General features: G+C 55.0%; 12 protein-coding genes and 4 pseudogenes. 10 read left to right on the top strand and 6 right to left on the bottom strand.

Translation table 11 applies throughout. From position 1 onward, the window contains the following. Window positions 1–70 precede the first annotated feature (70 nt). The 3 genes and pseudogenes from ACMZI0_RS01905 (at window position 71) to rluA (ending at window position 6225) form a co-directional block, all read left to right on the top strand. Window positions 71–2447 (top strand): annotated as a pseudogene (locus ACMZI0_RS01905) (DNA polymerase II). 172 nt (window positions 2448–2619) lie between these two features. Beyond that, window positions 2620–5521: pseudogene (gene rapA / locus ACMZI0_RS01900) on the top strand (RNA polymerase-associated protein RapA). Window positions 5522–5571: 50 nt separating this feature from the next. Then, entirely contained in the window at window positions 5572–6225 is a 654-nt protein-coding gene (rluA, locus tag ACMZI0_RS01895; protein ID WP_415671743.1) for a bifunctional tRNA pseudouridine(32) synthase/23S rRNA pseudouridine(746) synthase RluA, read from the top strand. A 39-nt stretch (window positions 6226–6264) separates the two neighbouring features. Here the strand turns inward: rluA and djlA are convergent, their stop codons facing one another. Next, window positions 6265–7182 (bottom strand): co-chaperone DjlA, encoded by a 918-nt coding sequence (gene djlA, locus ACMZI0_RS01890; protein ID WP_415671742.1) that lies wholly within the window; start codon window positions 7180–7182, stop codon window positions 6265–6267. A 185-nt stretch (window positions 7183–7367) separates the two neighbouring features. Here djlA and lptD point away from each other — a divergent pair, with 185 nt between their 5' ends. The 6 genes from lptD to apaH all read left to right on the top strand — a co-directional run bounded on the left by lptD (window position 7368) and on the right by apaH (window position 14188). After that, on the top strand, window positions 7368–9734 hold the full coding sequence (lptD, locus tag ACMZI0_RS01885) for an LPS assembly protein LptD (RefSeq protein ID WP_415671741.1): 2367 nt from the start codon (window positions 7368–7370) through the stop codon (window positions 9732–9734). A gap of 78 nt (window positions 9735–9812) precedes the next feature. Beyond that, window positions 9813–11120, top strand: a complete 1308-nt coding sequence (surA, locus tag ACMZI0_RS01880) for a peptidylprolyl isomerase SurA (protein WP_415671740.1) — start codon at window positions 9813–9815, stop codon at window positions 11118–11120. Window positions 11121–11122: 2 nt separating this feature from the next. Further along, entirely contained in the window at window positions 11123–12118 is a 996-nt protein-coding gene (gene pdxA / locus ACMZI0_RS01875) for a 4-hydroxythreonine-4-phosphate dehydrogenase PdxA (protein ID WP_415671739.1), read from the top strand. Beyond that, window positions 12118–12936, top strand: coding sequence for a 16S rRNA (adenine(1518)-N(6)/adenine(1519)-N(6))-dimethyltransferase RsmA (gene rsmA / locus ACMZI0_RS01870; RefSeq protein WP_415671738.1), 819 nt, complete (start codon window positions 12118–12120; stop codon window positions 12934–12936). The genes pdxA and rsmA overlap by 1 nt, the downstream gene beginning before the upstream one ends. 14 nt (window positions 12937–12950) lie before the next feature. Next, window positions 12951–13328 (top strand): Co2+/Mg2+ efflux protein ApaG, encoded by a 378-nt coding sequence (gene apaG / locus ACMZI0_RS01865; RefSeq protein ID WP_415671737.1) that lies wholly within the window; start codon window positions 12951–12953, stop codon window positions 13326–13328. A 2-nt stretch (window positions 13329–13330) separates the two neighbouring features. Then, window positions 13331–14188: a bis(5'-nucleosyl)-tetraphosphatase (symmetrical) ApaH gene (gene apaH, locus ACMZI0_RS01860; RefSeq protein ID WP_415671736.1), complete on the top strand. Its 858-nt coding sequence runs from the start codon at window positions 13331–13333 to the stop codon at window positions 14186–14188. 47 nt (window positions 14189–14235) lie between these two features. Here the strand turns inward: apaH and folA are convergent, their stop codons facing one another. The 4 genes and pseudogenes from folA to ACMZI0_RS01840 all read right to left on the bottom strand — a co-directional run. Next, window positions 14236–14715, bottom strand: a complete 480-nt coding sequence (gene folA, locus ACMZI0_RS01855; protein ID WP_415671792.1) for a type 3 dihydrofolate reductase — start codon at window positions 14713–14715, stop codon at window positions 14236–14238. A gap of 108 nt (window positions 14716–14823) precedes the next feature. Next, window positions 14824–15186, bottom strand: coding sequence for a threonine/serine exporter family protein (locus ACMZI0_RS01850; RefSeq protein WP_415671735.1), 363 nt, complete (start codon window positions 15184–15186; stop codon window positions 14824–14826). After that, complete coding sequence (locus tag ACMZI0_RS01845) at window positions 15090–15293, bottom strand: threonine/serine exporter family protein (protein ID WP_415671734.1); 204 nt, start codon at window positions 15291–15293, stop codon at window positions 15090–15092. The genes ACMZI0_RS01850 and ACMZI0_RS01845 overlap by 97 nt, the downstream gene beginning before the upstream one ends. Before the next feature lie 80 nt (window positions 15294–15373). Beyond that, window positions 15374–15499 (bottom strand): annotated as a pseudogene (locus ACMZI0_RS01840) (threonine/serine exporter); the annotation flags it as partial. A gap of 185 nt (window positions 15500–15684) precedes the next feature. Here ACMZI0_RS01840 and ACMZI0_RS01835 point away from each other — a divergent pair. After that, window positions 15685–16298: pseudogene (locus tag ACMZI0_RS01835) on the top strand (LysE family translocator). A gap of 114 nt (window positions 16299–16412) precedes the next feature. On the opposite strand, the gene carB reads toward ACMZI0_RS01835, so the two are convergent. Then, on the bottom strand, window positions 16413–19637 hold the full coding sequence (gene carB / locus ACMZI0_RS01830) for a carbamoyl-phosphate synthase large subunit (RefSeq protein ID WP_415671733.1): 3225 nt from the start codon (window positions 19635–19637) through the stop codon (window positions 16413–16415). Window positions 19638–19642: the final 5 nt, after the last annotated feature.

The following is a 19642-nucleotide window of genomic DNA, read 5'->3' as shown; positions in this document are numbered from 1 at the left end:
AGATAACGCTAGACTGTAACTGTATAAATAACCATACTTAATACTTCTCTCTTGGCTGAGGTATTCAAGCATGCCGCTGGCGTCTCAGGGATTTATCCTTACCCGACACTGGCATGACACCCCGACAGGCATTCAGATTGATGTCTGGCTGGCCACCGACAGCGGCCCAATGTTGGTCTCATTGCCACCACAACAGGCGGTGGCTTTCATTCCTGCTCAGCAACAGGCGCGCGCCGAAGCGCTGTTGAATGCCGATACCACAGCGCCCCGCAAACAGACGCAACCTTCACTGCGTCCTTTAACGTTAAAGGATTTTCACCATCAGCCGCTGTTGGGTCTCTATTGCTCCCATTACCGCCAACTGCTGGCGTTAGAAAAGCGATTGCAGGAAGCGGGCATTACCGTCTATGAAGCGGATATCCGCCCACCCGATCGCTATCTGATGGAGCGTTTTATTACGGCTCCGGTGTGGTTCAGCGACCAGGCCGCCGGGCCGGGCGCGGTGGTTCAGGCGCAAATGAAGCCCAGCCCTGACTATCGCCCCACGTTAAGGCTGGTGTCGCTGGATATAGAAACCAGCCGCCACGGTGAGCTTTACTGCATCGGACTTGAGGGCTGCGGGCAACGTCAGGTGTATATGCTGGGGCCGGAGCGCCCTCTGCGCCTGACTTTGCGCTGGAATATGTCAACAGTCGCCCGCAATTGCTGGAGAAGCTCAACGCCTGGTTTGCACAGCACGATCCTGATGTCATCATCGGCTGGAATCTGGTGCAGTTTGACCTGCGCGTACTGCAAAAACACGCCGAGCGTTATCGCATTCCCCTGCGCTTAGGGCGCGGTAATCAGGAACTGGAGTGGCGCGAGCACGGTTTCAAACAGGGCCATTTCTTTGCCAGCACGGCGGGACGACTGATCGTAGACGGTATTGAGGCTTTAAAATCCGCCACCTGGAACTTTCCCTCGTTTAGCCTGGAGTATGTGTCCCAAACGCTGCTGGGCGAAGGCAAACTGTCGGATAATCCCTACCAGCGCATGGATGAGATTGAGCAGCGTTTTGCGCACGACAAGCCTGCCCTCGCCCGCTATAACCTTCAGGATTGCGAGCTGGTCACGCGCATTTTTGAAAAAACCGATCTGATGCCATTCCTGCTGGAGCGCGCCACCGTCACCGGATTGGCGGCAGATAGCAGCGGCGGGTCGGTCGCGGCATTTAGCCACCTGTATCTGCCGCGCATGCACCGCCTCGGCTACGTTGCGCCCAATCAGGGAGAGGTTGCCGTGGAGGCAAGCCCCGGCGGCTTTGTGATGGATTCAGTGCCCGGGCTGTACGACTCGGTGTTGGTGCTCGATTATAAAAGCCTGTATCCCTCTATCATCCGCACTTTTCTTATGACCCGGTAGGGCTGGTTTGCGGCATGCAGCAGCCGGATAGCGATGCGTCAGTGCCCGGCTTTCGCGGTGCCTGGTTCTCACTCCAGCAACACTGCCTGCCCACCATTGTGGAGCAGATTTGGCAGGGGCGTGATGCCGCCAAGCGCGCAGGTAACAAACCGCTGTCACAGGCGCTGAAAATCATCATGAATGCTTTCTATGGTGTGCTGGGTGCCAGCGGCTGCCACTTCTTTGATCCACGGCTTGCCTCCTCGATTACGCTGCGCGGCCATGAGATCATGCAGCAAACGCGCGCGTTGATTGAGGCGCAAGGTTATCAGGTGATCTATGGCGATACCGACTCCACCTTTGTCTGGCTTAAACGCGCGCACGATAACGAGAAAGCCATTGAGATCGGCCGCGATCTGGCACAGTTGGTCAATCGTTGGTGGCAAAACCACCTGCAACAAACACTAGGGCTGACCAGCGCGCTCGAGCTGCAATTTGAAACCCACTATTGCCGCTTTCTAATGCCGACCATTCGCGGTACGGAACAGGGCAGCAAGAAGCGCTATGCTGGTATGGCGCAGACGCCTGACGGGGAAAAAATCGTTTACAAAGGGCTGGAAACGGTACGCCCCGATTGGACACCGCTGGCACAGCAATTTCAGCAGCAGCTTTATGAGCGTATTTTCCGCCAACAGCCTTATCAAACCTGGCTGCGGGAATATGTCGAAAAAAACCTGAACGGCGAATTTGACGATCTCCTGCTCTACCGCAAACGGCTGCGTCGGCCGCTCAGCGACCACCAGAAAAACGTACCGCCACATGTCCGCGCCGCCCGGCTTGCTGATGACTATAACCGTCAGATAGGTCGTCCACTTCAGTATCAGAACGGCGGTTGGATCAGCTATGTGATGACGCTCAACGGCCCGGAGCCCATGGAAACCCGGCATTCAACTCTGGACTATACTCACTATGTTGAACGCCAGCTTCGTCCGGTGGCCGATGCCATTCTGCCGTTTTTACATGATGATTTTTCCAACCTGGTTACCGGCCAAATGGGATTATTTTAAGCGTTGAGTGGATGACGAATGCCGCGCCTTCTATTACCATACACCCCTTTCAATGCCTGGCTGAAAACGGGTATGCGTTACCACCACTAATCATTCATCTCTAAAGGGATTAACGACAGGGCTTTTCCCTGTCCGACATGCCCAACAATGACAAATATCGAGCTACGAATTTATGCTTTTTACACTTGGTCAACGCTGGATCAGCGATACGGAAAGCGAGCTGGGACTGGGCACGGTTGTTGCTCTGGATGCGCGCATGGTCACACTGCTTTTCCCTGCAAGCGGAGAAAACCGCCTCTATTCGAGAAGCGATGCCCCGATCACCCGTGTCATGTTTAATCCAGGCGATACCGTGACCAGCCATGAAGGCTGGCAGCTCAGTGTCAGCGAAACCCGCGACGAAAACGGGCTGATTGTTTATATCGGTGAACGCACAGATGATGGCACAACGGCTGAACTGCGCGAAGTGATGCTGGACAGCAAGTTGACCTTTAATAAACCGCAAGACCGCCTGTTCGCCGGGCAGATCGATCGCATGGATCGCTTTGCCCTGCGCTATCGCACGCGCCTGCACCAACAGGCTCAAGCGTTGCAGCCTTGGGGCGGCCTGCGCGGCATGCGCGCCAGCCTGATCCCTCACCAGTTGCACATTGCGCGGGAAGTGGGTCAGCGCCATGCGCCGCGCGTGCTGCTGGCCGATGAAGTAGGTCTGGGCAAAACCATTGAAGCCGGGATGGTTATCCACCAGCAACTGTTGGCCGGGCGTGCTGAACGCGTGCTGATTGTGGTGCCGGAGACCCTGCAACACCAGTGGCTGGTGGAGATGCTGCGCCGCTTTAACCTGCTGTTTTCCCTGTTTGATGATGAACGTTACGCCGAAGCCAGACTCGACAGCAGCAATCCGTTTGAAACCGAGCAGTTAATCATCTGCTCCCTCGGTTTTGTCCAGAAAAATGCCGCGCGTTTTGAGCAATTGCTCGCCGCGCAGTGGGATTTGCTGGTGGTGGACGAAGCGCACCATCTGGCCTGGAGCGAAGCAGCTCCCAGCCCCGAATATCAGGCGATTGAACAGTTGGCGCAGCGCATTCCTGCCGTACTGCTGCTGACGGCAACCCCTGAGCAACTCGGTCAGGAGAGCCACTTTGCTCGCTTGCGACTGTTAGATCCAAACCGTTTCCACGACTACCACGAATTTGTCAAAGAACAGCAGCAGTATCGCCCGGTGGCGGATGCCGTTGCCTTGCTGCTTGCCGACGAGAACCTCAGTAAAGAGGAGATGAATCTGCTCACCGAATTGCTGAGTGAGCAAGATTGTGAACCGTTACTCAAAGCGATAAACAGCAACACGGACGATCGCCAAACGGCGCGTCAGGAACTGATTGCCATGCTGATGGACAGGCACGGCACCAGCCGCGTGCTGTTTCGTAACACGCGCCAAGGCGTAAAAGGCTTCCCGCAGCGTGTACTGCACCAGATCAAGTTACCGCTGCCTGCGCAATACCAGACGGCAATTAAAGTTTCCGGCATCATGAGCGGCAGTAAAACGCCGGAAGCGCGCGCGCGACATGCTGTACCCGGAACAGATTTACCAAATGCTGGAAGGTGACGACGCTACCTGGTGGAGTTTCGATCCGCGCGTTGAGTGGCTGCCCGGCTACCTGACCGCCAATCGCGATAAAAAGATATTGGTAATTTGCGCCAAGGCCGCCACCGCTTTGCAGCTTGAGCAGGTGCTGCGCACGCGCGAAGCGATTCGCGCCGCCGTATTCCACGAAGGGTTGTCTATCCTTGAGCACGATCGCGCGGCGGCCTATTTTGCTTCGGAAGAAGATGGCGCACAGGTGTTGATCTGCTCTGAAATCGGTTCCGAAGGGCGCAACTTCCAGTTCGCTAGCCATCTGATCATGTTCGATCTGCCGTTCAATCCGGATCTGCTGGAGCAACGCATCGGACGTCTGGATCGCATCGGGCAGACGCAAGAAATTCAGGTGCTGGTGCCCTATCTGGAAAACACCGCGCAGGCACTGCTGGTACGCTGGTATCACGAAGGGCTCGATGCTTTTGAGCACACCTGCCCGACCGGGCGCACCATTTATGATGCCCATTACAGCACACTGATTGAACGCCTGAGCGCCCCTGGAGAAAGCGACGGGCTGGATGAGTTTATTCGTGCCTGCCGTCAACAACACGATGCGCTGAAGGCACAGCTTGAATTGGGCCGTGACCGCCTGCTGGAAATGCACTCCAACGGCGGTGAAGCCGCACAGGCGTTGGCACAATCCATCGCAGAGCAGGATAACGACGTAAGTCTGGTGACCTTTGCCCTGAATCTGTTCGATATCGTCGGCGTGAATCAGGAAGATCGCAGCGATAACCTGATTATTCTGACGCCTTCCGATCATATGTTGGTGCCTGATTTTCCCGGTCTGCCGCAGGATGGCTGCACCATCACCTTCGAGCGCGAGCAAGCGCTGTCGCGGGAAGATGCACAATTTGTCAGTTGGGAACATCCACTGATCCGCAATGGCATGGACCTGATTTTGTCAGGCGATACCGGTAGCTGTACGGTCTCCTTACTGAAAAATAAAGCGTTACCTGTGGGTACTCTGCTGGCTGAGCTGGTCTACGTCGTGGAGGCACAGGCGCCGAAACAGTTGCAGTTGACGCGCTTCCTGCCGCCCACTCCGCTGCGTTTACTGATGGATCGCACAGGCAAGAATCTGGCACCGCAGGTCGAGTTTGAAAGCTTCAACCGTCAGCTCAACGCAGTGAACCGCCACACCTCCAGTAAGCTGGTGAATGCGGTGCAAGCCGACGTTCACAGTATGCTACAGCAGGCTGAAGCGCTGGTTGCCACTCAGGCACAGCAGTTGATTATCGACGCGCAACAACAGGCCGATCTGCAACTGCGCCGCGAACGGGAACGGCTGGAAGCTCTGAAAGCCGTTAACCCGAACATCCGTGACGATGAACTAATCGCGCTGGAAACACAGCGGGAACAGGTGTTGCTCAACCTGCATCAGGCCAACTGGCGACTGGATGCCATTCGTTTAGTGGTGGTATCTCACCAGTAGTCAATAATGCTCGCGGCAACGGTCTCGCCGTTGCCGCGGCAGGAGCCATCATGGAACCCTATAACCCTCCACGCGATCCCTGGTTGCACGTGCTGTATCAGGATCAACACATTATTGTGGTCAACAAGCCTAGCGGGTTACTCTCCGTTCCCGGCAGAGCCCTTGAGCACCGCGACAGCATCATGAGCCGTATTCAACGGGATTTTCCTCAGGCAGAATCCGTGCATCGTCTCGATATGGCCACCAGCGGTGTCATCGCCGTTGCGCTGACCAAAGCGGCCGAACGGGAACTGAAACGCCAGTTTCGTGAGCGCGAGCCGAAAAAATCCTATATCGCACGGGTATGGGGATGGCTGGAACACGATGACGGGTTGATCGATCTGCCGCTGATCTGCGACTGGTCAAACCGTCCGAAACAGAAAGTCTGTTTCGAACAGGGAAAACCCGCGCAAACCCAGTATCAGGTGCTGGCTCGCGATGCTGATGGCACCACGCGCGTTAAGCTGATGCCGATTACCGGACGTTCACACCAGCTGCGCGTGCATCTGCTTGCGCTTGGGCACCCGATTCTCGGTGATTGTTTTTACGCCCATCCCGAAGCGAAAGCGCTGGCACCACGCCTGCTGCTGCATGCACAAGAATTAGCCATCACACATCCCACTTTCGGCACGCCGATGCATTTTCGCTGTGAGCCTGATTTTTAAGGTAATCTGGGAAAAAATGCGGGAAAAACCGGAAGGGCGTTACTTGGCGACGTGGCTGTTCTTCAAAAACTCATAAGCCGCCTGAATGTCTTGTGCCTTGCGTTTGGCCATGTCCATCATGCGCGGGGAGAGCCCCTTGCCCGCCAGTTTATCAGGATGGTGTTCGTTCATGAGTTTGCGATAAGCGCGTTTCACCGTCGCGGCGTCATCGCTGGTGCGCACGCCCAGCGTGCGACAGGCACTCTCCAGCGTGGGGCCTCGTGTATAAGGTGATTGCTGCTGACGCTGCCCACCCTGCGATTGTCCGCCATAAGATTGCCCGCCGTTGGACTGATTGCGGCGCTGGTATGATTTGCCATTCTGCTTTGACTGATGCTGCTTCGATTGACTTTGCTGTGATTGGCCTTGCTGGGACTGACGTTGCTGCCCTTCCATATTGCGCATGAAAAATTCGAATTGTTCACGGGTTACGCCCAGTTCATCCGCGAAAACATACAGTAAGCGACGTTCGTTCGGGTGCAGTTCCCCATCATTAAACGCGACCTGAAGCTGGATATCGAGAAACATTCTGATCATGTCGAAGCGGCCGAGACAAGCATCGCGCAGCTTACGCAGCTTGGTACGCACGGGAAATGCACTTGATTTTCCGTCACGAAATGCCTGCTGCGCCGCCAGACGCGCCTCACCGAACAGCTCCAGCCTGTCCATCATCAAGGTGGCAGCCTGAATATCCGCTTCGGTGACGCGCCCTTTGGATTTGGTGAGGTGCCCCATGGCCTGAAAGGTAGTAAGGAAAAACAGCGCCTGACGCGTGGACTGTGCGGAAAAAAAGTCACGGCGACGCGCAGCCCTGGCTCTGTCAACCATATGGCCCATCAGCACACCCGTAATCACTCCCCACACGCCGCCGGACATAATACCCAGTATCAAGCCCAGCAACTTGCCCCAATAGCGCATATACTTCCTCAAATCCTCATGCCGTCGGCCAAAAATTGCTTTATCATACCCATCATTTAGCGTTGCACCTAACGGCAGAGCAGAGAAACAGTGGGGAATTTACACTGGCGCAACGTAAGCCAGTGATATAGTCTCTGACCATTTGCCGGCATGATGCCCTTGATGACGGAACACCGATACCGCGTATGAAAAAATGTTTTCCAACTCTGCTGGCCAGCTTGATTGGGTCGGCGCTCTACAGCCAACACGCGTTGGCCGATCTTGCCGCCCAGTGCCGGCTTGGCGTTCCTACGTTCACACGGCCGCTGGTTACTGGCGAGCCCAATACGCTCCCGGTACATATTCAGGCTGACAAAAGCGAAGCCAACTATCCGGATAACGCCCGTTTCCTGGGTAATGTCAACATCGAGCAAGGCAATAGCCGTTTGCAGGCCGATCAGGTTGAGCTGCGCCAGACCGGCACTGACGCTACGGGAGCCCCCGTTCGTACCGTCACTGCCACTGGCAATGTCAATTATGATGACAACATGGTCATCCTGAAAGGTCCCAAAGCCTGGTCTAACCTGAATACGCGAGATACCGACGTCTTTCAGGGCGATTACCAAATGGTTGACCGTCAGGGCCGTGGCGATGCCGATAAAATGCAAATGCGCGGTGACAGTCGCTACACCATTCTGGAAAACGGTTCTTTCACTACTTGCCTGCCGGGTGATGATAGCTGGAGTGTCGTCGGTTCGGAAGTGATCCATGACAGGGATGAGCAAGTTGCTGAAATTTGGAATGCGCGCGTCAAAATTGGCGACGTTCCGGTATTCTACAGCCCTTACTTGCAACTGCCAGTGGGCGACAAACGCCGCTCCGGTTTTTTGATCCCGAACGCCCGATACAGCGGCAGCAGCGGCTTTGAACTGATCACGCCCTACTACTGGAATATCGCACCCAACATGGATGCGACCATTACGCCGCACGTACTGACCAAACGCGGCGTACAGTTGCAAAACGAGTTCCGTTACCTCGCCGCGCCGGGCACCGGTACCGTGCAGTTGGACTGGCTGCCGAATGACAGAGCCTATCGTCGTGACAACCCGGACGACAAAGATACCCGCTGGCTGTTCCACTGGCAGCACGAAGGTATCATGGATCAGGTGTGGCGCTTTAACAGCGATTACACCAAGGTCAGTGATATCAATTATTTCAAAGACCTCGATTCTGCTTACGGCTCCACGACCAGCGGCTATGTGAACCAGAAATTCAGCGTCGGCTATGCCAATCAGGATTGGGACGCCACGCTATCAAACAAACAGTTCCAACTGCTGGCAGCCAACACCAATAATGATGTCTACCGCGCCGAGCCCCAACTCGACCTCAACTACTACCGGGGGAATATCGGCCCGTTCGATATGCATCTTTATGGCCAGGCGGTAAAATTTACCAATATGAACAACAACCGCCCCGAAGCGACGCGCTTCCATGCCGAGCCTACCCTCAATCTGCCATTGACCAACCGTTGGGGTAGCCTGAACACCGAAGCCAAGCTGATGGCGACCCATTACCAGCAAACCAATCTGGAACGCTTCCGCACCGATCCCAATCCACAAATCAGCAACATCAAGCGCGATGCGCTGAAAGATTCGGTCAATCGCGTTTTGCCACAATACAAGGTTGACGGCAAACTGGTGTTCGAACGCGAAATGGATTGGCCCAACGCCTTTACCCAAACGCTGGAGCCGCGCGTACAGTACCTGTATGTGCCTTACCGCGATCAGAGCAGCATTTACACTTATGACTCCACGCTGCTGCAAAATGACTACACCGGTTTGTTCCGCGACCGCAGTTACAGCGGGCTGGATCGCATCGCGTCGGCAAATCAGGTTGCGACCGGTTTGACCACCTGCGTTTATGATCAAAATCTGGTGGAACGTTTTAATGCTTCCGTCGGTCAAATCTATTACTTCGATCGTCCCAGAACCGGGGATAGCACCACGGTAATGGACAAAAACGACGATAACGGCAGCCTGGTGTGGGCCGGTGACAGTTATTGGAAGATTAACGATTTGTGGGGCATGCGCGGCGGTTTGCAATATGACACGCGCCTCGAAAGCATTTCACAGGGCAACGCGGTGGTGGAATACCGCCAGGATATCGAGAAGTTGGTGCAGTTGAACTACCGCTATGCCAGCAGGGAATATATTCAAAACTCCGTGCAAAATCTGTTGGCAAGCCGAGCCTATCAGCAGGGCATTTCGCAGGTGGGGATCACCGCCAGTTGGCCGATTGCCGACCGTTGGTCCGTGGTTGGTGCGTATTACTACGACACCAAAGCGAATCAAATCGCCAACCAGCGTATCGGCTTTCAGTACAACACCTGTTGCTGGGCCGTCAATATGGGCTACGAGCGGAAAATTACCGACTGGAACACCAACCGGCAGTCCAGTGAGTATGACAACAAATTCTCGATCAATATCGAGTTACGGGGTTTAAGCAGCAATGAAACGCTGGGTGCGCAAAAAATGCTGCGCTCAGGTATTCTGCCATATCAACGCACATTCTGATGCTGTCGTGCGCGCGTGGAATAAACGGTAACACATCAACTTTTAATCCGCCTTGCGGGTGAAACTAACGGGAAAGGTATGAAGAACTGGAGAACGCTTATCCTCGGGCTGGCCCTCAGCGCCAATGCAGCAGTTGCTGTGCCACAGGTTGTTGATAAAGTCGCCGCCGTCGTGGACAACAGCGTCGTGCTCGAAAGTGATGTCAGCACGCTTTTACAGTCCGTGAAGATGAATGCGCAGCAAGCGGGACAACAGTTGCCGGATGAGAATACGTTGCGCCACCAGATCCTCGATCGTCTGATTATGGATAACATCATTTTGCAAATGGCAAAAAAAATGAATATCCAGATCAGCGATGCACAGTTGGATCAGGCCATCAACAATATTGCGGCACAAAACCGCATGACGCTCGACCAGCTAAAAAGCCAGCTGGCTTATGAGAATCTGACCTACAGCACCTATCGCAACCAGATTCGTAAAGAGATGACCATTGCCGAAGTGCGCAATAACGAAGTGCGCCGCCGTATCACTATCCTGCCGCAGGAAGTTGACGCGCTGGCGAAACAGATTGCCAATCAGACCGGCGAAGACGCTGAGCTAAACCTGAGCCACATTCTGATCCCACTGTCTGAGAACCCGACACAGCGGCAGGTCGATGATGCGGAAAACCTGGCCAACTCGTTGGTACAACAGCTTCAAGGCGGAGCTGATTTCGCCAAACTGGCCATCGCACACTCTGCGGATTCGCAGGCGTTGAAAGGTGGACAGATGGGCTGGGGTAAACTTCAGGAAATCCCTTCCCTGTTCGCTGAACGCCTGACGCAAGCGCAAAAAGGCCAGGTGGTCGGCCCGATTCGTTCCGGCGTTGGCTTCCATATTTTGCGCGTTAACGATATCCGCGGCGGCGATAAATCCGTTTCAGTTACCGAAGTGCATGCACGCCACATTCTGTTGAAGCCTTCCGTAGTGATGAACGACAGTCAGGCACAAGCCAAACTGGATGAGGTTGCGCAGCAGATCAAACGCGGCACCACCGATTTTGCCGCTCAGGCTAAACAGCTTTCGCAAGATCCCGGCTCGGCAAATCAGGGGGGAGATCTGGGTTGGGCAACGCCGGATATGTACGACCCGTCATTCCGCGACGCGCTGATGAAACTGCGCAAAGGGGAAATCAATGCTCCCGTCCACTCCTCATTCGGCTGGCACTTGATCCAACTGTTAGACACGCGTCAGGTAGACAAAACCGATGCAGCGCAGAAAGATCGCGCTTATCGCATGCTATTTAACCGTAAATTCTCCGAAGAGGCGCAAACCTGGATGCAAGAACAGCGTGCCGCCTCTTACGTGAAGATCGTTAACGGCAGCGACAGCAGTTCGGCGCAATAATCATGACCGTGTCTCGCATCGTCATCACGCCCGGCGAACCCGCCGGGATTGGGCCAGACCTTATCATTCAACTGGCTCAGCGCGACTGGCCGGTAGAACTGGTGGTGTGTGCCGACCCCGCATTGCTGCACAGCAGAGCGAAACAGCTTGGCCTGCCGTTAACGCTGCGAGACTACCAACCCGGTACACCCGCTATTGCGCAACGAGCAGGTTCGCTAACGATGTTACCGGTTTCGTTATCCGCAGAGGCCTCCCCCGGCGAGCTTAACGTCAGCAACGGCCTGTATGTGGTGAACACCCTGGCACGCTCCTGCGACGGTTGCCTCTGCGGTGAGTTTGCCGCGTTAGTGACCGGGCCGGTACACAAAGGGATCATTAACGATGCCGGCGTGCCTTTCAGCGGCCACACCGAGTTCTTTGCGGACCGCAGCGGCTGTGAAAAAGTGGTGATGATGTTGGCGACCGAGGAGCTACGGGTAGCGCTGGCAACCACACACCTGCCGCTGGCCGACGTTTCCCGCGCTATCACCCGTGACAGCCTGCATGAAGTGATCGCGATTTTGCAACGCGATCTCCAGCAGAAGTTTGGTCTCGAACACCCATGTATTTATGTGTGTGGCCTTAATCCCCACGCGGGGGAAGGCGGCCACATGGGGCGCGAAGAGTTGGATATCATCATCCCTGCGCTGGATGAGCTGCGCGCAGAGGGGATTAATCTGGTCGGCCCGTTGCCAGCAGATACGCTATTCCAACCCAAGTATCTAAAAGAGGCAGACGCCGTATTGGCGATGTATCATGATCAAGGGCTGCCAGTATTGAAATATCAAGGGTTTGGGCGAGCTGTCAACATCACGCTCGGCTTACCTTTTATCCGAACGTCCGTCGATCACGGCACCGCGCGCGCGCTCGCAGGTTCCGGTGACGCGGAGCCGGGCAGCTTTATCACGGCATTGCAGCTTGCCATCAACATGACTCAACACCATAACGAAACACCGTAATGAATAATCGCGTCCATCAAGGCCACTTTGCCCGCAAGCGTTTCGGGCAGAATTTTTTAAACGATCAGTTCGTGATCGAGAGTATTGTCTCCGCCATTCATCCGCAGGCGGATCACGCCATGGTGGAGATCGGCCCCGGCCTCGGCGCGTTAACGCGGCCCGTTGCCGAGCACCTTAACCAGTTTACAGTTATTGAACTGGACCGTGACCTGGCGGCACGCTTAATTGTGCATCCGCAGCTCAAAGACAAGCTGACCGTGATCCAGCAAGATGCAATGACGGTAAATTTCGCCAAGCTGTCACAACAGATTGGTCAACCCTTGCGCGTTTTTGGCAACTTACCCTACAACATATCAACACCGTTGATGTTCCATCTGTTTAGCTATACTCAAGCTATCCGCGATATGCACTTTATGTTGCAAAAGGAAGTGGTGAACCGCCTTGTCGCAGGCCCGAACAGCAAAGCCTATGGCCGATTGAGTGTGATGGCACAATACTATTGTCAGGTGATTCCGGTGCTCGAAGTGCCACCCACCGCCTTTACGCCACCGCCTAAAGTGGATTCTGCTGTTGTGCGTCTTGTTCCTCATGCCGTACAGCCTTATCCTGTAGCTGATGTCCGCGTGCTCAGCCGTATCACTACCGAGGCATTCAACCAGCGCCGTAAAACCTTGCGCAATAGTCTGGGTAATGTGTTCAGCGTAGAGCAGCTTGTCGCGCTTGAGATTGATCCCGCTGCCCGTGCGGAAAATGTCTCTGTAGAGCAATACTGCCGGCTGGCCAACTGGCTGTCTGAGCATCCGCCAACGCAGGAATAACTGGAAGTGTCGCGATGATTAATACGCCCCATGTTTGTGTTCAGGTTCAGAGTTTTTATGTCGAAGCGCAGTCCGAGCCCGATGAAAGCCGCTTTGTCTTCGCTTATACCATCACAATCCGTAATCTGGGGCGTAATCCTGTCCAACTCCATGGGCGTTACTGGATGATCACCAATGCCAATGGGCGTCAAACTGAAGTTCAGGGGGAAGGGGTGATTGGGGAACAGCCCATTATCCAACCCGGTAGCGAATTTCAATACACCAGCGGTACGGTGCTGGAAACCCCGCTGGGCACGATGGAAGGCTATTACCACATGATCGATCATGAAGGCGATGCGTTCCAGGTTCCTATTTCTGTTTTTCGTTTAGCGATCCCTTCACTGATTCATTAATTATGTCTACCTACTTAATTGGCGATGTGCACGGCTGCTTTGACGAGCTAAAGGCGCTGTTGGCGCAAGTTTCTTTCGATCCGGCGCACGACAAACTGTGGTTCACCGGCGATCTGGTTGCACGCGGTCCGGCGTCATTGGAGGTATTACGCTACGTGCGTTCGTTGGGCTCTGCCGCACAGATGGTGCTGGGCAACCACGATCTTCATTTGTTGGCGGTTTATGCCGGTATCAGCAGGAACAAACCGAAAGATCGGCTTAGCGATCTGCTTAATGCGCGCGACGTCAATACCTTGATCAACTGGCTGCGCCGCCAACCGGTGATGCTGGTTGATGATGATCTTAAACTGGTTATGGCCCATGCGGGAGTAACGCCGCAGTGGGATCTGGCCACCGCGCAAATGTGCGCACGAGAAGTGGAAGCCATACTCAGCAGTGACAGCTATCCCCTGTTTTTGGATGCCATGTATGGCGATATGCCCAATCACTGGAGCCCGGAGCTGAGTGGTTTGCCGCGTCTGCGTTTTAGCACCAACGTGTTTACCCGCATGCGTTACTGCTTCTCCGGCGGGCAGTTAGACATGATATGCAAAGAAGCGCCGTCGCAAGCGCCTTCTCTACTGAAGCCGTGGTTTCACTTGCCCAGCCCGGTTGTAGAAGGTAATGCCGAAACGCCGGGCTATGCCATCGCATTCGGCCACTGGGCATCTCTGGAAGGAAAAGGGACGCCAGATAACATCTATGCGTTGGACACCGGCTGCTGCTGGGGAGGTGAATTGACGATGCTGCGCTGGGAAGATAAACAGATCTTTACTCAGCCGTCATTGGCGCAAGGAATGGCAGCCGTTGGCGCAGAATAAGTAAAAAACGCGCGCGGCCTGATCTCCCCGCGCGTACGCGTATCCTGTTAACGCCTTTCGAGAATCTCAAAGCAGTAACTGTGCGAGTTCTCCTCATCTGCATCATGAAACTCGCTGAACACCGATGACCACGCGTCCGGTTCATACTCCGGGAAATGGGTATCGCCCTCCACTTCGGCATCGATGTGCGTCAGGTACAAGCGCGATGCGCGGGGCAGCATCTGCTGATAAATGCTGCCACCACCGATAACCATCACCTCTTCCGCCCCGGCGGCAGCCTCTAACGCCGCCTCAAGGGTCGCCACCCAGGTCACTCGCTCATCATCACCAGGATGACGACTTACCACGATATTCTTTCTTCCCGGCAACGGTTGGCCGATAGACCGAAAAGTATTACGCCCCATAATAATGGGTTTATTTAACGTCTGGCGCTTAAACCACGCCAGATCTGCCGGCAAATGCCACGGCATGGCGTTTTCCATACCGATAACGCGATCCACCGCCAGTGCTGCAATCAAACTAATCACCATGGTAAAGCCCTATAGCTCAAAAATTGCAGACACTATACGGAAAGGTGATGGGTACGTCGATACGGAGATTTTCTGATGGGCAAAATAAGCCGAATCTGAACGCCGCTACACGCCGGGACGTTTGCGATACAGCCAAATCCCCGGCAGTGACAACCCGATAGACAGCGCACCAACGATAAAAGAGGCCTTGAGAAAATGCGTGATCAGCACGCGCATCAAGGCTTCGCTGTATCCCTGATGGGAAAGTTCTACCAGCGAGATCATTGCCGTATAAGCCGAGATACCGGGAAACATCGGAATCACCGCCGCGACGGTAAACACTTTCGGATGCGCCAATAGCCAGCGCGACCAGCGAATCCCAATCACCCCGATCAATATTGCCGCCAAAAACGATCCCCACTCGATGGCATGCCCATCTGCACACACAGGAAACGTACGCCGTGTCCCGCGCCACCCAGCAATGCACAATAAGGCAGCGCTTTGACCCGCACATTGAACACCATAGCAAAACCCAAAGCTGGCACAGCGGCCAGCAGGACATCCTGCAACAAGCCCCACAGCAGCGTTATGCCCATGTGCGCAGCCCCCATATCGCCATCGCAGCTACCACACCAATGCAGGTCGCAAGCGTCAGCAGGCTGGCAACCGCCCAGCACGCCAGCCCGAGGCGTGAGGAGAGTTGCTCAACCACCATGCTCTCTGCACCGTGCTGCAACAGCATCAGCGCGCATTGGATACACAGCCGGGTGATTTCCCGTTGCTGTGGTGTTTCACTGACCATACGAAGACCCTGACTTATAAAAATTAAGACACCCTAAATAAAGCAAGGAGACTTGTTAACACAACGCGCCCAGATTGCCAATATTGCTGACAAGAATAAAATCTTATGAGTGCATCACGATCGTTACCGCGTTAAGATCGTCGGCACAACCTTTTTCTTCCTAATCACCCATTGGGACGCTGTTGATGCTTGAAACCTCACTGTTTGTCGCCACCATCGCGACGCTGGGTATGCTTTCGCCCGGCCCAGACTTCTTTCTGGTGATTAAAAACGCCGCACGCTATGCGCGCTTGCCTGCCATGATGACGGCCCTGGGCGTGATCGCAGGCGTAGCAACCCATATGGCCTATTGCGTCGCCGGGCTTGCCGTCGTGATCACCACCACGCCGTGGCTATTCAACATTTTAAAATACGCTGGCGCACTTTACTTGATCGTGATCGGTATTCAGGCATTACTCTCACGGGGCGGCAGCAAGCTGAACGTTTCTGCGCTACCGCGCCAAGAGGTCAGCTTAAAAAAGCCTTCCTGCAAGGCTATCTGTGCAATCTGCTGAACCCCAGAGCCACCCTGTTCTTTCTTGCCATGTTTACCCAGGTGCTCAGCACTCACCCCAGCATCGGGGAAAAACTGTGGTACGCCTTTATTATCTGGGAGCTCGCCGCCGTCTGGTGGCCACTGCTGATGCTCCTGTTTCAGAGCGGCCCGGTACGCCGTGCATTGGAAAAAGCGCAAAAGCTGGTCGATAAGCTGCTGGGCACAGTGTTAATCGCACTCGGTATTAAGGTGGCTCTGGGGTAATGCGTTTCCTGCGTACAATATCTATCGCCCAAATGGAACCCTCCGCGTGGCAGAGCGTTTTCTACAGACACAAAAAAGCCAGCGCTCTCGCGCTGGCTTTTTCATTAGCACAAATTAGCCTTTAATCTGTGCGTGCATCTCCTGCACCGAGGTCACTTTCTCAGTCGGATCCGCGTTCAGGGCCATCGCCGTCGCGAAGCCGCCGTTCATGGTGGTGTCATAGTGCACTTTATACTGCAACGCGCTGCGGCGAATCAGCTTGGAATCTTCAATCGCCTGACGCCCTGCGGTGGTGTTGACAATGTAAGTGTACTCGCCATTCTTGATACGGTCCTGAATGTGCGGGCGCCCTTCATGCACCTTGTTCACCAGACGCGGGTTGATACCGGCTTCACCCAGCTCAATTGCAGTACCGTGAGTCGCGTCCAGCTCAAAACCATGCTTAAGCAACTTGGCCGCCAGATCCACGACGCGTGCTTTATCCCCCTCGCGAACAGAGAGCAGAGCGCGTCCTGATTTCTTCATCGGCGAGTTGCTGCCCAGCATCGCCTTGGCGAACGCTTCTGCAAAGGTGCGGCCCACTCCCATCACTTCCCCGGTAGAGCGCATTTCTGGCCCCAAAATCGGGTCAACGCCAGGGAACTTATTGAACGGCAACACCACTTCCTTCACGGAGTAATACGGCGGGATAACCTCTTTGGTGACACCCTGCTCCGTCAGCGTCTTGCCCGCCATCACGCGCGCGGCCACTTTCGCCAGCGGTACACCTGTCGCCTTGGAGACAAACGGTACGGTACGCGCTGCACGTGGGTTCACTTCAATCAGGTAGACTTCGTTGTTCTTCACGGCAAACTGCACGTTCATCAAACCACGCACGCTCAGTTCGAACGCCAGCTTTTCTACCTGCTGACGCATCACATCCTGAATTTCCTTGCTCAGCGTGTAAGCAGGCAACGAACAGGCAGAATCACCAGAGTGCACGCCCGCTTGTTCGATGTGTTCCATAATGCCGCCAATCAGCACACGTTCGCCGTCACAGATAGCGTCCACGTCCACTTCGATGGCATCATCCAGGAAACGGTCCAGCAGTACCGGAGCATCCTTAGACACGCTGACCGCAGTCTGGAAATAGCGGCGCAAATCGACTTCGTCATAGACGATTTCCATCGCACGGCCGCCCAGCACATAGGAAGGACGAACCACCAGCGGATAGCCGATACCACGCGCCTTCTCCACCGCTTGTTCGATGGCGGTTACGGTGGCGTTTTCCGGCTGTTTCAGACCCAGACGATTCACCGCCTGTTGGAAACGCTCGCGGTCTTCTGCACGGTCAATGGCATCCGGACTGGTGCCAATCACCGGTACACCCGCAGCTTCCAGCGCACGCGCCAGTTTCAGCGGTGTTTGGCCGCCATACTGCACGATAACGCCTTTCGGTTTCTCGATGCGGACGATTTCCAGCACGTCTTCCAGCGTGACCGGCTCGAAGTAGAGGCGGTCAGAGGTGTCGTAATCGGTTGAGACCGTTTCCGGGTTACAGTTAACCATGATGGTTTCATAACCGTCTTCACGCAGCGCCAACGCGGCATGCGCACAGCAGTAGTCAAACTCGATGCCCTGTCCGATACGGTTCGGCCCGCCGCCCAGAACCATGATCTTGTCACGATCCTGATTCGGGTTAGCTTCGCACTCTTCATCATAAGTGGAGTACATATAAGCGGTATCGGTGGCGAATTCTGCCGCACAGGTATCGACGCGCTTGTAGACCGGGTGCAGGTCATATTTGTCGCGCAGTTTGCGGATTTCGTTTTCAGATACGCCTGCCAGCTCCGCCAGGCACGCATCGGCAAAACCTTTGCGTTTCAGGGTACGCAGGAAATCGGCAGTCAGCGCAGTCGCGCCCTTCTCGGTGACCTGCTCTTCCAGACGCACTAGCTCTTCAATCTGCACCAGGAACCAGCGATCGATATTGGTCAGGTTAAACACGCCATCCACAGACATGCCGGCACGGAAAGCATCTGCCAGATACCAGATACGCTCAGCGCCAGCGTCTTTCAGCTCGCGGCGGATTTTGGTCAGCGCTTCCGGATCGTCCAGATCCACTTTCGGATCGAAGCCCGTTGCGCCGACTTCCAGACCACGCAGCGCTTTTTGCAGCGACTCTTGCTGGGTGCGGCCAATTGCCATCACTTCACCGACCGATTTCATTTGGGTGGTCAGGCGATCGTTGGCACCGGCAAATTTTTCGAAATTAAAGCGTGGAATCTTGGTAACAACATAGTCAATTGACGGCTCGAACGACGCCGGAGTACGGCCGCCGGTGATGTCGTTCATCAGCTCATCCAGCGTATAGCCTACGGCCAGCTTGGCGGCAATCTTGGCAATCGGGAAGCCCGTCGCTTTGGAAGCCAGCGCAGAGGAGCGCGATACACGCGGGTTCATTTCGATAATGATCAGGCGACCAGTTTTCGGGTTAACCGCAAATTGCACGTTGGAGCCGCCGGTTTCTACCCCGATTTCACGCAGTACCGCCATGGAGGCGTTGCGCATGATTTGGTATTCCTTGTCAGTCAGGGTTTGCGCCGGAGCAACGGTAATGGAGTCACCGGTGTGGATACCCATGGCATCCAGGTTTTCGATGGAACAGACAATGATGCAGTTGTCCTTCTTATCGCGCACCACCTCCATTTCGTACTCTTTCCAACCGATGAGCGATTCATCAATCAGCAGCTCTTTAGTCGGTGAAAGATCCAGACCGCGCGCGCAAATTTCTTCAAACTCTTCACGGTTATAGGCTATGCCGCCGCCGCTACCGCCCATGGTAAAGGACGGACGAATGATGCAGGGATAGCCCACATCGGCGGCCACAGCCAGCGCTTCTTCCATGGTATGAGCGATGCCGGAACGCGCGGTTTCCAGGCCAATTTTCTTCATGGCGATATCGAAGCGGCGGCGATCTTCCGCTTTATCGATAGCATCAGCGGTCGCACCGATCATGGTAACGCCAAATTCCGCCAGCACGCCCTGACGCTCCAGCTCAAGCGCACAGTTCAGCGCAGTCTGACCGCCCATGGTCGGCAGCACCGCATCTGGACGCTTTTTTTCGATGATTTTGCGCACCACTTCCCAGTGGATCGGCTCAATATAAGTGGCATCGGCCATTTCCGGGTCGGTCATGATGGTGGCCGGGTTGGAGTTCACCAGAATGACGCGATACCCCTCTTCACGTAACGCTTTACACGCCTGCGCACCCGAGTAGTCGAATTCACATGCCTGACCGATAACGATCGGGCCCGCACCAAGGATCAGGATGCTTTTAATATCTGTACGTTTTGCCATTTTTC

It is taken from the genome of Symbiopectobacterium sp. (assembly GCF_047692315.1).
GTDB lineage: Bacteria > Pseudomonadota > Gammaproteobacteria > Enterobacterales > Enterobacteriaceae > Symbiopectobacterium.
The sequence above is the reverse complement of the archived record's forward strand: the minus strand, read 5'-3'. Positions and strand labels throughout refer to the sequence as shown.